This is a genomic window from uncultured Clostridium sp. (genome assembly GCF_900547735.1).
In the GTDB taxonomy this organism is placed as follows: Bacteria; Bacillota; Clostridia; order Lachnospirales; family Lachnospiraceae; genus Otoolea.
Genome location: NZ_URHZ01000004.1, coordinates 19,987 through 32,938 on the forward strand (window position 1 = coordinate 19,987; position 12,952 = coordinate 32,938).

The window sequence follows — 12,952 nt, forward strand, 5'->3', positions numbered from 1 at the left end:
CTATGGATCAGTAAAAGAGCCGTCCGGGAGCGCGCATTTTTGTACGAAGATGTATAATATAAATGTTCAGCAGTGTCAGGTGTATCAGAGTTGTCTTCAGAACTCTTTATCCCGGCCGGACATGTAATTGACAACCAATGAAAAACAACGATATAATCATAACAGAGGATTTAATTTTTTACGGTACAGCCATGATGTATTCTAAGAGGTGCAAAACGGCTGCGTGATTGGGGATGAGGGGAAATGCAGCGTACAATTATAGTAGTGGACGATGAGCCGATTATCCGCCTGGACTTGTGCCAGATGCTGGAATCACTGGATTTTAATGTAGTGGCGGAGGGAGAGGACGGATTCGACGCCGTGGAACTCTGCCGCCAAAAGCATCCCGATATGGTGCTTTTGGATCTTGAGATGCCTCTTTTTGACGGGCTGACGGCCGCGGAGACGATTATCGAAGAGGAGCTTGCAGGCTGTGTTGTTATCTGTACGGCTTTTGCAGACGAAGAATTTATTGCCAGGGCGGGACGCGCCGGCGTCTCGGGCTATCTGGTAAAACCGATTGAGCCGAGAATGCTGAAACCGGCTCTGGAAGTGGCCTGGGCTCAGGGACAGAGGCTTTTAAAGACGCGCGCGGAGGTTGAGGACGCCCGCCGGCGTCTGGAAGAGAATAAGACGATTGAGCAGGCCAAGGGGAAACTTGCAAAAGAAAAGAATATTTCTGAGTCCGATGCTTACCGTGAAATGCAGAAAACGGCCATGCAGAAACGGGTGCCTATTCTGACAATTGCCAGAGCCATCCTGGAACGCGAGATGAGACGGGATGCAGCGGTGCGGGCAAAGGAGCTTTTGATGAAGCAAAAAAAGATTACCGAACTGGAAGCTTACAGGCTGCTCTCACAGGAGGCAAATAGACGGAAGGTTTCGGTCAATGAAGCGGCCAGACAACTGCTGGAACAGGGAGGGATGACATGAACCGGGATGAGGTGGTAAGCCGTGCACAGCTCAGTGAAGCGGCATTTCATAAGCTGGAGCAGATCGAGGCCGTTCTGCCGCTGATGGCCGATCTGGCCGGAGCCGATCTGTTTATAGACTGCATGCAGCCCTCCGACGGCAGGATGTTCGTTGCGGCGCAGGCGGGTCCGGGACATATGCCCTCCTCCTACCAGAAAAGCGTGGTAGGCTGTTATGCCAAACGGGAGGATGAACCGGCTGTCTACCGCGCCATGGAGACGAATTCCCCGGTGCGCGATATCAAGGCCGTCACCCAGGAAGAGCGGACCGTGCGCCAGGATGTGGTGCCTGTAACGGATGAGGACGGAAAATTAATCGGCGTGCTGATCGGCGAGCGCGATGTGAGCCGCGATATAAAACAGGAACAGAAGTATGAAGCGCTGGCGCGCAGGATGGAAAAGCAGGATCTCATCCAGGTGTCACCGGAGGATGCGGCCCGCCGTGAAGTCCATCATCGCGTAAAAAACCACCTTCAGCTCATTGCGAGCATCATGAATATCCAGGCACGCAATACGGAGAACGAAGAAGTGAGACAGGCCTTCCGGGAAAATACGGCCCGCGTTCTTAGCATTGCCTCAATTAATGAGCTTCTGACCTATGGAGAGAACGGCCCCGTACCCCTGAAACCGTTCCTGGAAAAACTCAGGCAGAATCTGACGCTTCTCTATGAGGCGGGGACATCCGTAAGTCTTGTCCTGGAAGGAGACGACCTGACGGTGGACCAGGAGAAGGCAACCGATATCGCCCTGGTGGTCAACGAACTCGTCTCCAATGCCTATAAGCATGCGTTTACCGGGCTTGCGGGCGGCCGGTTAAAAGTGATTATGAAAAAAGGAGAGATGTATTCCTCCATCACCGTTCAGGATGACGGTACCGGATTTGATTTTAACGGGGAGGACAGTCTCGGTTTCGGCATGTCACTCGTCAGGATGACGGTCCGCGGCAAGCTGGGCGGCAAACTCTACCTCACATCGGACAAGGAGGGGACCTCCGCCACATTCGATTTCCGGACCTGCCAGATCGTTGATTGACAAGCAAAGGCGGGGAATAGTATAATGATCGTTACAGTTTTCTTTAGAGTGTGTTTGAAAATTGCTTTCTGACAGCTGTGCGTCACACTTTGTGGGAGATTTGTCCCGAATGAATTTTCAAACACACTCTAGGCTGAACTGCAAACAAATGGGAAAAGGGAGCGCTTATGTTACCTGAAATTGATACAAAGATCGAGAGAATCGAAAAAAATGAGTTATACAGTTCTAAAATATATAATCAGCTCAAGCTTTTGATTATCACCGGTCAGATTAAGCCGGGAACGGTTATCAATGAGAGAGAATATTCAAAGCTCCTGGATGTCAGCAGAACTCCGCTGCGCGATGCACTGCGCTCACTGGAAAATGAGGGGTGGATTGAACAGGCCGGAAAGAACCGTAAGATTGCGGTTCTTCTGTGGAGAGACATCCTGGAGTTATTCGAGATACGTGAACCTCTGGATATCCTGTGTTTTGAACTGGCTTTTCCAAAGGTGACTCCGGCACATATCGGCCATCTTCGGAAAATTATTGAGGAGATGGATCTTTTTGCCGTGCGCAATGCCAATGACTACTACACCCTGATGAAGATGGACACCAATTTCCACAACTACTTTGCCCGTATTACCGGCAACAGCCAGTTGATTAAGATCCAGGACAGCATCAGTGAGAAGGTGGTCCGTTCGTCCGTGCTGAGCATGAAGTACAGTATGCACGGGGGAAGGAATTTTGCCGCCGATCACATCGGAATTCTAAACAGCGTGGAAGAAGGGGACCTGGAAAAAGGCAAGGAGCTGCTCCATATTCATTACGGTTCCTGGAAGAAGCGCCTTCTCGTCATACCGGAGCGGCTGAATTTTGATCCGCAGGACGGCGATGCGGAAATTAAAGAAGAGTTTATTAAAAGTAACTAAAGTTTTAGGGAATATTTTGTCAAAAATAGAGAAAAAAGATATTTTCTGAAACTTTAGTGGCAAAATAAATGAGATGGGTATATAATGTGGTCAAACGGAAATTGATATTTCCTTCTTTTATTTGACATATTTTTGGTATACCGAACACCGAATTCCAAAAACAAATGAGAAAGAAGGGGATTTCCGGGGGAAACAAGGAGAACAGTGAGAAGGCTCCGGAGACATTTTAACGAAAGAAAGGAAGAAAAGGTATGAAGAGAGGGTTAGCATTGACACTGACTGTAGCGATGCTGGGGAGTTTACTGGCAGGTTGTGGAAGCGGAAACGGAGGCGGAGGGAGCGCCCCGGCGGCAGCCCCGACTGCGGCGGCGGAAGCGTCGGGAGAAGTGGAGGAGGTTTCCACTCCGGATAAGATATTAAAGTTTACGGATCAGAACTCGGAGGATTCACCAGCCGGTATGTGGGAACAGAAATTTGCCGATCTTGTGAAGGAATATACAAAAGGCCATATCCAGGTCGATTTGTATTTTAACAATACCCTGTGCGGATACGATATTCAGCCGCTGCAGGCCGGTATCTGCGATTTCATCCAGTATGTCCCGTCGTCGGCAGGCGATCTGGACAGCAGGCTGGGAGCATTTGATGCGCCTTACATTTACAGGGATGCCGATCACAGGCTCGCCGTATTTGATCCGTTCAACTCGGAACCGCTGAAGGTAATTAACGAGGCGCTGGAGGATGACGGCGTTATGCTGCTCAGCAGTTTTAACTCCGGTTACCGCCAGATTACATGTAACTTCCCGATTAAGAACCTGAGTGATATGAAGGGCGCGAAGATCCGCGTGGTTCCATCCGACCTCTATCAGCAGCTTTTCACCGCCTTCGGCGCGGCGGCAACCCCGATGGCATTTTCCGAGGTGGCGACGGCGCTGATTACCAATGTAATCGACGGACAGGAGAATCCGTATTCCGTAATCGTGACTAATGCCTTATATGAGGTTCAGAAGTACTGCATGGAGACAAACCATCTGCCGACGAACCATGGCCTTTGGATGAACAGAAACACTTATGAAGGACTGACTCCGGATCAGCAGCAGGCAGTACTGCAGGCCGCTTATGACGCATCCGCTTATATGGACGAGTACATCCTCGGTAAAGTGGAGGAATATAAGAAAATCTGTGAAGACAACGGAATGGAGATTATTGATGAGAGCAGCGGCCTCGATATGGCGGCATTTAAAGAAGCGGCCGAGAGCGTTTACGACTATTTCAGCGATGACTGGGAAGAGATGCCGGATCTGATCCGCGCAGTCAAGTAAAATCAGGGTTCATGTTCCGCCTGACGTTACTATTTTGTTACTGTCCACGGGGTGAACAGTAACACCGCTTTGAATGAAAAGGAGAAATCAATATGTCAATACTGGGTAAAGCGTGGAATGCATTCAGAAACTTTATCAGTGGCATAAGCGGGGTTTGGTGTATCATCATCATCGCAGCTCTCGATATTCAGATTTTCTGCCGTACCTTTTTAGGATATTCGACAACCTGGAGTGAGGAGGTTGCGGAACTGTGCTTTGTCGGCCTGATTTTCTGCTATCTGGCACAGTGTGAAAAAGAGGGAGCCCACCTGCAGCTGGAAATTCTTTTCCAGATTTGGCCTAAATTAAAGTTTTACATGGATGTGGCGGGGAAGACAATCTGCATTATATACTGCGCATTTGTCATTTACAGTGAGTCCCTGCTGATTCCCACAACAATGAAACTGACGACGGCCGCGTGCCATATTCCGATCCGCTATGTACATTATCTGATTGTGCTGGGGTCTGCCATGTGGATTATACAGGAATGCATCAGCCTGTTTGAAATATTTAAGGAGAGGAGGGCACAGAAAGCATGAATATGATTTTACTGCTGCTTGGCTTTGTGGGCCTGCTGGCCGTAGGGGCGCCGATAGTGGTTGCCATGGGCCTGCCCGCAATTGTCTATTATATTGTGTCGGGAACTTCACTTTCACTGGTAGCCTATTCGTTCTACCAGTCCACGATGTCATTCTCTCTGCTGGCTGTCCCTGCATTCATTCTGATGGGAAACCTGGTAAGTGAACTGGGGGAGACCACAAGGGCGTTTGATTTTGCCCGCGCCCTGTCAAAGGGAAAACGCGGTTATTCCTCCCGTATCGCAGTCGTCCTGAGCCTGATTTTTGCCGGCATGTCCGGAGCGGCCATCGCGGGTGTCTGCGGACTGGGACCGATTTTCGTAGATTCAATGGAGGAAGAGGGATACGAGAGAGACTACGGCGCGGCGCTGACGATTGCCGCCTCCACCGTGGGTCCTATCTTCCCGCCGAGTATTCCGCTGGTCCTTTATGCAACGATTGCACAGATTTCAAGTGTCAAGTCGCTGCTTGGCGGCGTGGGACCGGGCATCCTGATGTCCCTTATGCTTCTGTTCTATGTACTTCTTGTAGATAAGAAGAAACTGGTGAACCCGCCGATGGCTAAAGCGCTGGTAAAAGAAGAGCGGTCCATGGGCGAATTACTGCTGCGCGCCCTCCCGATTGCCATTGCCCCGGTTTTAATTCTGATTACCATGCTCTCCGGTATCTTCAGCCCCGGTGAGACGGGCGGTATGGCGGTTCTTTACATGCTGCTTTTGGGAATCTTCCACCGTTCACTGACCTGGCGCGGTTTCTGGAAATGCGTGAAGGAGACGTGCAAATCGGTCAGCTCGATTATGGTTATTATGACGGCAGGCGGCATTTTTACAAAAGCGCTGATGCTTGAAAACCTTCCGGCCAAGATTATTGCCCTGCTGGGACCGGTGGCCAATGTTCCGATTGCAGTCATTCTAATCGTCAACATCATTCTGTTGATTATGGGAATGTTTATGGAAAGCAACTGCGCCCTGATTCTGACGGCTCCCATCGTGCTTCAGATAACGCAGGGATTCGGGATGGATCCCGTTTACATCGGCGTGATGATGGTCATGAACCTGATGATTGGACTGAGCACTCCGCCGTTCGGACTTTGCATCTATGCGGTCTCGCGCGTTGCCAACGTGCCCTCGGAGAAGGTTATCAAGTCGGTGGTGCCAATGTACATACCTCTGGGAATCGCGCTGATCCTGACGTCGCTGATTCCGGCGATTACAACATTTGTTCCCAATACGATTATGGGACTTCTGGCCGGCGGCTGATGAGCTGGAGCGGGCCTTCCGCGCCGGATACTGCCTGTGAGCCGCAGTGTTAAATACCATAGTCCGGCCGAAAAAAGAGATGAGAATAAAACAATAAATATAGGAAAAGAAAGGATAGAAACATCATGACACAGAACGAATTATTTGAAATTGCACTTACTACGGATCCGGCCCAGATCGGACACCATGTCCAGGGAGGGTACATGACCGGAATTTACCCAATCAGCGATGAAATTAAAGCCATCGGACCGGCATTTACCATCCGTCTCCCGGGCACGGACAATGCAATGCTTTACTACGCAATGAAGCTGGCGCCGAAGGGCTCCATGATTGTCATAGACAGAATGGGTGACAAGCGGATTGCCTGCCTCGGCGAGATGGTGGCGTTATCCGCCAAAACCCTGGGAATGGCGGGAATCGTTGTGGACGGCCCCAACACCGATACCAGAGCGATCCGCGCCATGGGATTCCCGGTATTTTCCACGGGGCGCGCCTGCGTGACAAACACCTTTAAGGGACTTGACGGCGAATACGGCGTGCCGGTCAACTGCGGCGGCTGCGTAGTGCGCCCGGGTGACATTGTTTACGGCGATGTGGACGGCGTTATCTGCGCTCCGGCAGCCCAGTTTGAGGAGCTGGTAAAGGCGGCAAAGGCGATGGATGCCAATGAAGTGAGATGGAGAGAAAACTTTGCAGAAGGCGGCTATGTAGATAAATTTGTAAATCTGGAGCGCCTTGTAAAAGAAGGGGTTAAGGGAGCTATAGGTGAACTGAGCAAGGTGGAGTAATGTCGGTTTCGTCCGCAGCGAACTTCTTTTTGCGGGCCTTCGGACAGTGACAATTAGAGAGGTAAGAATCTATGAAAAGTAAATTTGTTTTAGCGCAGCTTGAGCAGAAGGGACTGCCGGAAGAGAACCTGGCAAATGCAAAGAAGTCGGTCGCCGAAGCCATGGAGCTTTATAAGCCGGACATGATGATTTTCCCCGAATGTTTTATGAGCCATTTTCCGACGGGGACGGATCGTTCCGTCTGCCTTGGAACCGCCCAGACTCTGGACGGGCCGTTTGTGACGGAGATGAGAAAACTGGCGGGTGATAACGGAATCTGGATTATCTTCGGCATGAATGAGAAGGTGGAAGATCCTGGGGATGACCGTAACTATAACTGCACCGTAGTCATTGACAGCAACGGAGAAATTGTATCCACCTACCGGAAAACCCATCTTTATGATGCGTTTGGCTATAAGGAATCCGATGATAACAAGCCGGGCGGCAAGTTCTTTGAGCCGATTGACACGCCCTTTGGAAAAATTGGCCTCTTCGTATGCTATGAGGTCCGGTTCCCGGAGGTGGCACGGTATCAGCGTTCCAAAGGCGCAGACATCATCATCATGCCGACCGCATGGGTGCCGGGGCCGCTTAAGAGCTCCCAATTCCGCACGCTGATTTCCGCAAGGGCAATCGAGAACACCGTATATATGGTGGCCTGCGATCAGGTTGGCGTAAACGGCATGGGAGAGAGCGTGGTGGTTGACCCGATGGGCGTTGTAACCGCAAGCGCAGGAGAGGTTGAGACATTAATCTGTGCCGAGATTGATACGGAACGTATTGAACAGGTGAGGGCGAAATTACCGGCTTACAAAGACCGGAGGCCGGAACTTTACACAATCTGAGGGGTAGCTGAGAAATGAGGACGCCGGCCGGAGGCGCCTTGTTACTATTCACGGCTCCGCTGAAAAACGCAGTTCCGCGAACAGTAACACGCTTCGCGATGCACAGAAACGGCAAAAAGCGCCGTTTCGCGCCGCTATCCTCGGGTTTTCTGTGACTTCCGCTGCGCTCCACTCACAAAAAACACCTCGCGGGATATTGGCTGTGAATAGTAGCGGCAGTTCCCAAACAGAACAACTAAATACATCTTGACATCCTGCATACCCTGGCGATATAATGAAAACATATATTTCCAGTAATCCCGAATTGAATATTTTCATCATACAACAGGGTATGGTGTGACAGCAATAAGGCTCAGAGTGAGGAACCGTCAGTTCCGCACTCTGGGTCTTTTTTGTCTTTTTAAGATTTTACCGATTGAGGATGTTTGAAAGCAGTGAAATACGCTTTCGGAAAGGAGAGTGGGTAATGGAAAATACCCGGATGCTCAGCGCGGGAATTGATATTGGGACCTCGACCTCACAGGTGATTTTCAGCCGCCTGACCGTCGAAAATACAGCCGGGTATTTTTCAGTGCCTGCCGTCTCGATTATTGACAAGGAAGTCGTCTACCAGAGTCCCGTCTACAGGACGCCCCTGATTGATGAGTCGCTGATCGATGGGGACGCCCTTCGCATCATTATTGAAAAAGAATATGCGGCGGCCGGAGTAAAGCCGGAACAGGTAGAAACGGGGGCCGTCATTATTACCGGAGAATCGGCGCGCAAGGAGAATGCGCGGATGGTATTGGAACGGCTGAGCGGTTTTGCAGGAGATTTCGTGGTGTCGACCGCCGGACCCGATTTGGAATCCGTGATTGCGGGCCAGGGGAGCGGGGCGGAACGGTTTTCAGAGGAAAACGGAGCCGTGGTCGTCAACCTGGACATCGGAGGGGGAACGACGAATGTGGTTCTTTTCGACGGCGGAGAGGTACGTGCAAGGGGATGCCTCGATATCGGAGGGCGTCAGGTAACCGTGGACGAACAGGGCAGGATTGCTTACGTGAGTCCCAGCGCCGGGCGGATTGCGCGGGCCTGCCATCTGAGCCTCCGGGAAGGGGAACCGGCCTCCCGGGAAGTTTTAGAAAAGCTGTGTGACGGTATGAGCGAGGTGCTGGAACAGATGCTGGGAGCCTCGGAAGCCACGCCTCTTCTGGAGGAAGTCAGGACGCAGGGTTCTGCGCCGTTTGAGCTTCCGGCCGACCGGGCCGTCCGTTATGTCTGCTTTTCGGGAGGCGTTGCGGACTGTATCTACCAGCCGGGCAGGGAACCGTTTGCCTACGGGGATATTGGCGTGCTGTTAGGTGACGCAATCCGCCGGGGGCGTTTGTTCCAGGCGTTCCGCGTCATTGACGCAGCCGAGACGATACGCGCTACCGTGATTGGAGCGGGGAGTTATACGACCACGATTTCCGGCAGCACAATTGCCTACACGGACGGGCTGTTTCCAATGAAAAATGTGCCGGTGCTGAAGCTGACACGGGAAGAAGAAACACAGTGCTGGAATGGTGACGGCGAGACGCTCTATCAGAAAGCAAAGTGGTTTCTGGAGCAGAACGACGCGTCGCGCATGGTGCTGGCGCTGGAGGGCAGAAACGATCCCGATTATCAGGAGCTGAAGAAGCTGGCCGCGGTGACGGCGGATGCGCTTTCACGGGCGCTGCCCGGTGACGCCCCGCTGATTCTCATCGTACAGGCGGATATTGCCAAGGCCCTGGGGCAGATAATACGGCAGAGAATGGCCGGGAAAAGGCCTGTGGTGGCGGTGGATACCGTGAAGGCCGAACAGAACAATTTCGTGGATTTCGGCCGTCCCATTATGAACGGACTTGTCATCCCGGTGGTTGTAAAGACCCTGATTTTTGGATAACAGGATGTGAGAACAGGTTACTCACAGTTCCTATTCACAGCCGCTATTCCGCAGGTGTTTTCACTCGCATTTTGAGTGAAAATCCCGAGTTTAACGGCGCGCCGCTGTTTTGCAAACAGTAACTACAACCTTGGAGGTACATATGCAATATAAAACAATACTATCGGGGCAGACCTTCACCTTCGGTTCGGTGAAGGAAGTCCTGGCAAAGGCCGGAGAACATAAGTCCGGCGATATCCTGGCGGGCGTGGCGGCGCAGTCGGATATAGAACGGATTGCCGCGAAGGAAGTGCTCGCGGGTATGACGCTTAAGGAGCTGTATGAGAATCCGGCGGCGCCCTATGAGGAAGATGAGGTTACGAGAATCAACATCGACGGCCTCAACCAGACGATTTATCAGGGAATCAAAAACTGGACGGTCAGTGATTTGAGGGAGTGGCTGCTGTCCTATGATGCCGATGAAAGCGCAATCCGCCGGATTTCCAGGGGCCTCACGGCCGAAATGGTTGCAGCCGTCTGCAAACTCATGACAAACATGGATTTGATATACGGAGCCAGTAAAATCCGCATCACGGCCTGCTGCAACACAACGGTGGGCGAACGGGGAATCATGGGAACGCGGCTTCAGCCGAACCATACGACCGATAATGTGGAAGGAATCACCGCCTCCCTGTTTGAGGGACTTTCATACGGCTGCGGCGACGTCCTGATCGGGCTGAACCCCGTCAATGATACGGTTTCCAGTCTGGCGGAGGTTCTCAAGCGGTTTGATGAGGTGCGGAATTCTCTGGAAATTCCCACACAAATCTGCGTGCTCGGCCATATCACAACCCAGATAGAGGCTCTCCGTCAGGGAGCGCCCTGCGACATGATTTTCCAGTCGATTGCAGGAAGTGAAAAGGGCAACCGGGCCTTTGGATTCTCATCGGAAACCGTGGAGGAGGCGTTAGACCTTCTGCGCACCCACGGAACGGCGGCCGGGCCGAATGTGATGTATTTTGAGACCGGACAGGGAAGCGAGCTGTCCTCAAATGCGCATTGGGAAGCGGATCAGGTGACGATGGAAGCCAGGTGCTATGCCTTTGCAAGAAAGTACCATCCTTTTATGGTGAATACGGTGGTAGGATTCATCGGGCCGGAATATCTGTATGATTCCAAACAGGTAATCAGAGCCGGGCTGGAAGACCATTTTATGGGAAAACTTTCCGGGCTGCCCATGGGCTGTGACTGCTGTTATACAAACCATATGATGGCGGATCAGAATGATATTGAAAACCTGTCCCTCCTCCTGGGAGCGGCCGGAGTCAACTATATTCTGGGCGTGCCGACCAGTGACGATATCATGCTCAATTATCAGACGAACGCCTATCATGATATCGGCACAATCAGGGAAATACTGGGGCTGCGTCCCATTCCCGCATTTGAGCGGTGGCTGGAACGGATGGGAATTATGGAAAACGGCAGGCTGACAAAACTGGCCGGGGATCCGACGATATTTACGAAGAGAGGACGGTGAGCGCATGCTGAGGCAGACAGAGATAGACCGGATTGCGGAAGAAATCCTTTCTGAACTGCAGGGAGATGGGCGATTTGAAAGCGGAAACCTGCGGGCCAAGTCGGAGGCCGCCGCCCGGGAAGCGGCCAGGCAGAAAGCGAAAAAAGATTTAGAAGAGGTTGCAGGCAGCATGCCGCCGGGAAAACCGGATGGGAAAGCCGCCGGAGATGGCCTGATTTCAGAGCCTGCGCCGGAGCCGGACAGAAAAGCGCCGCTTCTGGAAAATCCACAGGATCCCGATGCCCTGCGGCGGATGATTGGCAAAACGACGGCCCGCATCGGCGTCGGCCGCTCGGGTCCGAGGCTGAAGACAAAGACGCTCCTGACACTTCGCGCCGATCACGCCGCGGCGAGGGATGCGGTGCTCATGGATGTCAGTGAGGGACTGATTCAAAAGCTTGGGCTGTTTTCGGTGGTCACATGCTGTACCGACAAAAACAATTTTCTTACAAGACCTGATTTAGGGCGGGATTTTGATGAGGAGACAAAGGCATATATCAAAGAAAAATGTGTCTCTCATCCGGATGTACAGATCATTATCAGCGACGGACTTTCCTCCTCTGCCATCGAAGCCAATGCGGCGCGTATCCTGCCTGTTGTGATGGAGGGACTGAAGGAAAAGGGACTGACGGCAGGAACACCAATCTTTGTGAAATACGGGCGCGTAGGAGCCCAGGACCGGATTTCGGAACTGGTGGGAGCGAAGGTGGTCTGCTCCTTCATCGGCGAACGTCCCGGACTGGCAACGGCGGAGAGTATGAGCGCCTATATCGCCTATCACGCTGAAGTGGGAATGCCGGAGGCAAGGAGAACCGTTGTTTCCAACATCCATAAGGACGGCGTCCCGGCGGTAGAGGCCGGAGCTTACATTGTAGATTTGCTGGCGCTGATTCTTGAAAAACAGGCCAGCGGAGTGGATTTGAAAAAGTAGACTCCCACAAAGTGTGGCGCATAGCTGCCAGAAAGCAATTTTTAAACATGACACTGGTTCTCGAAGGCGGGAGGTGAAACATGATTTCAAAACAAATCGGCACGCAGGTGCTCGGCGTACGCATTCTCCCAAATGCCGATCCGATGCTGCGTGCGAACCTGGACATCCGTCCGGAGGATCGCAGTCTCGGCATTTTTACGACGGACTGCGACGACGTATCTTATGCAGCGTTAGATGAGGCTACGAAAAAGGCTGATGTATCGGTTGCATACGCAAAGAGCATGTATGCAGGTTCTGCCAACGCAAATACGGCTCTTGCCGGAGAGTTTATCGGCATTTTATCAGGCCCGAATCCGGAAGAGGTCAGAAGCGGGCTGGAGGCTGCGATTGCCTATATTGAAAACGAGGCACATTTTTATACGGCCAATGAGGACGGTTCCATCGTCTACTTTGCCCACTGCATCTCACGGACCGGTTCTTATCTGTCCGCCCAGGCAGGGGTACCGGAGGGAACGGCAATGGCCTATCTGATTGCCCCGCCCCTGGAAGCCACGGTAGGGCTGGACGCGGCGCTTAAAGCGGCCGATGTGGAGCTTAAAACGTATTACGGCCCGCCGACCGAGACCAACTTTGCGGGAGGCCTGCTCTGCGGAAGCCAGGCGGCCTGCCTTGCAGCGTGCGAGGTATTTGCGGAGACGGTATGCCGGATAGCCGAGGAGCCGCTGGCATACTGAGAAATA

12 protein-coding genes and 1 pseudogene are annotated in these 12,952 nt (G+C 52.3%); 12 read left to right on the forward strand and 1 reads right to left on the reverse strand.

Features of this window, described 5'->3' with window-relative positions; translation table 11 throughout:
• The first annotated feature begins 243 nt into the window (after positions 1–243).
• Both QZT18_RS01965 and QZT18_RS01970 read left to right on the forward strand, forming a co-directional pair.
• On the forward strand, positions 244–972 hold the full coding sequence (locus tag QZT18_RS01965) for a GAF and ANTAR domain-containing protein (protein WP_294143800.1): 729 nt from the start codon (positions 244–246) through the stop codon (positions 970–972).
• On the forward strand, positions 969–2,042 hold the full coding sequence (locus QZT18_RS01970) for a sensor histidine kinase (RefSeq protein ID WP_294143801.1): 1,074 nt from the start codon (positions 969–971) through the stop codon (positions 2,040–2,042). The genes QZT18_RS01965 and QZT18_RS01970 overlap by 4 nt, the downstream gene beginning before the upstream one ends.
• Before the next feature lie 42 nt (positions 2,043–2,084).
• Here the strand turns inward: QZT18_RS01970 and QZT18_RS23440 are convergent.
• A pseudogene (locus QZT18_RS23440) lies at positions 2,085–2,153 on the reverse strand (DUF6783 domain-containing protein); the annotation flags it as partial.
• A gap of 56 nt (positions 2,154–2,209) precedes the next feature.
• Between QZT18_RS23440 and QZT18_RS01975 the strand changes: the two are divergent.
• From QZT18_RS01975 to eutL, 10 genes are all read left to right on the forward strand, one after another.
• Positions 2,210–2,953 carry a GntR family transcriptional regulator gene (locus QZT18_RS01975; RefSeq protein ID WP_294143802.1) on the forward strand — a complete coding sequence of 248 codons (744 nt, stop codon included), beginning with the start codon at positions 2,210–2,212 and terminating at the stop codon, positions 2,951–2,953.
• A gap of 251 nt (positions 2,954–3,204) precedes the next feature.
• The gene (locus tag QZT18_RS01980; protein WP_294143803.1) at positions 3,205–4,272 is read left to right on the forward strand and encodes a TRAP transporter substrate-binding protein; all 1,068 of its coding nucleotides are present in this window, start codon (positions 3,205–3,207) and stop codon (positions 4,270–4,272) included.
• Between the two features lie 92 nt (positions 4,273–4,364).
• Positions 4,365–4,850 carry a TRAP transporter small permease gene (locus QZT18_RS01985; protein WP_294143804.1) on the forward strand — a complete coding sequence of 162 codons (486 nt, stop codon included), beginning with the start codon at positions 4,365–4,367 and terminating at the stop codon, positions 4,848–4,850.
• Positions 4,847–6,148 (forward strand): TRAP transporter large permease, encoded by a 1,302-nt coding sequence (locus tag QZT18_RS01990; protein WP_294143805.1) that lies wholly within the window; start codon positions 4,847–4,849, stop codon positions 6,146–6,148. The genes QZT18_RS01985 and QZT18_RS01990 overlap by 4 nt, the downstream gene beginning before the upstream one ends.
• 125 nt (positions 6,149–6,273) lie before the next feature.
• Positions 6,274–6,936 (forward strand): RraA family protein, encoded by a 663-nt coding sequence (locus QZT18_RS01995; RefSeq protein WP_294143806.1) that lies wholly within the window; start codon positions 6,274–6,276, stop codon positions 6,934–6,936.
• A gap of 71 nt (positions 6,937–7,007) precedes the next feature.
• Positions 7,008–7,820, forward strand: coding sequence for a carbon-nitrogen hydrolase family protein (locus QZT18_RS02000; protein WP_294143807.1), 813 nt, complete (start codon positions 7,008–7,010; stop codon positions 7,818–7,820).
• Positions 7,821–8,286: 466 nt separating this feature from the next.
• The gene (locus tag QZT18_RS02005) at positions 8,287–9,726 is read left to right on the forward strand and encodes an ethanolamine ammonia-lyase reactivating factor EutA (RefSeq protein WP_294143808.1); all 1,440 of its coding nucleotides are present in this window, start codon (positions 8,287–8,289) and stop codon (positions 9,724–9,726) included.
• A gap of 142 nt (positions 9,727–9,868) precedes the next feature.
• Positions 9,869–11,242 carry an ethanolamine ammonia-lyase subunit EutB gene (locus QZT18_RS02010; RefSeq protein ID WP_294143809.1) on the forward strand — a complete coding sequence of 458 codons (1,374 nt, stop codon included), beginning with the start codon at positions 9,869–9,871 and terminating at the stop codon, positions 11,240–11,242.
• Positions 11,243–11,246: 4 nt separating this feature from the next.
• Entirely contained in the window at positions 11,247–12,212 is a 966-nt protein-coding gene (eutC, locus tag QZT18_RS02015) for an ethanolamine ammonia-lyase subunit EutC (RefSeq protein ID WP_294143810.1), read from the forward strand.
• An 80-nt stretch (positions 12,213–12,292) separates the two neighbouring features.
• Positions 12,293–12,946 carry an ethanolamine utilization microcompartment protein EutL gene (gene eutL / locus QZT18_RS02020; protein ID WP_294143811.1) on the forward strand — a complete coding sequence of 218 codons (654 nt, stop codon included), beginning with the start codon at positions 12,293–12,295 and terminating at the stop codon, positions 12,944–12,946.
• The last annotated feature ends 6 nt before the right edge of the window (positions 12,947–12,952 follow it).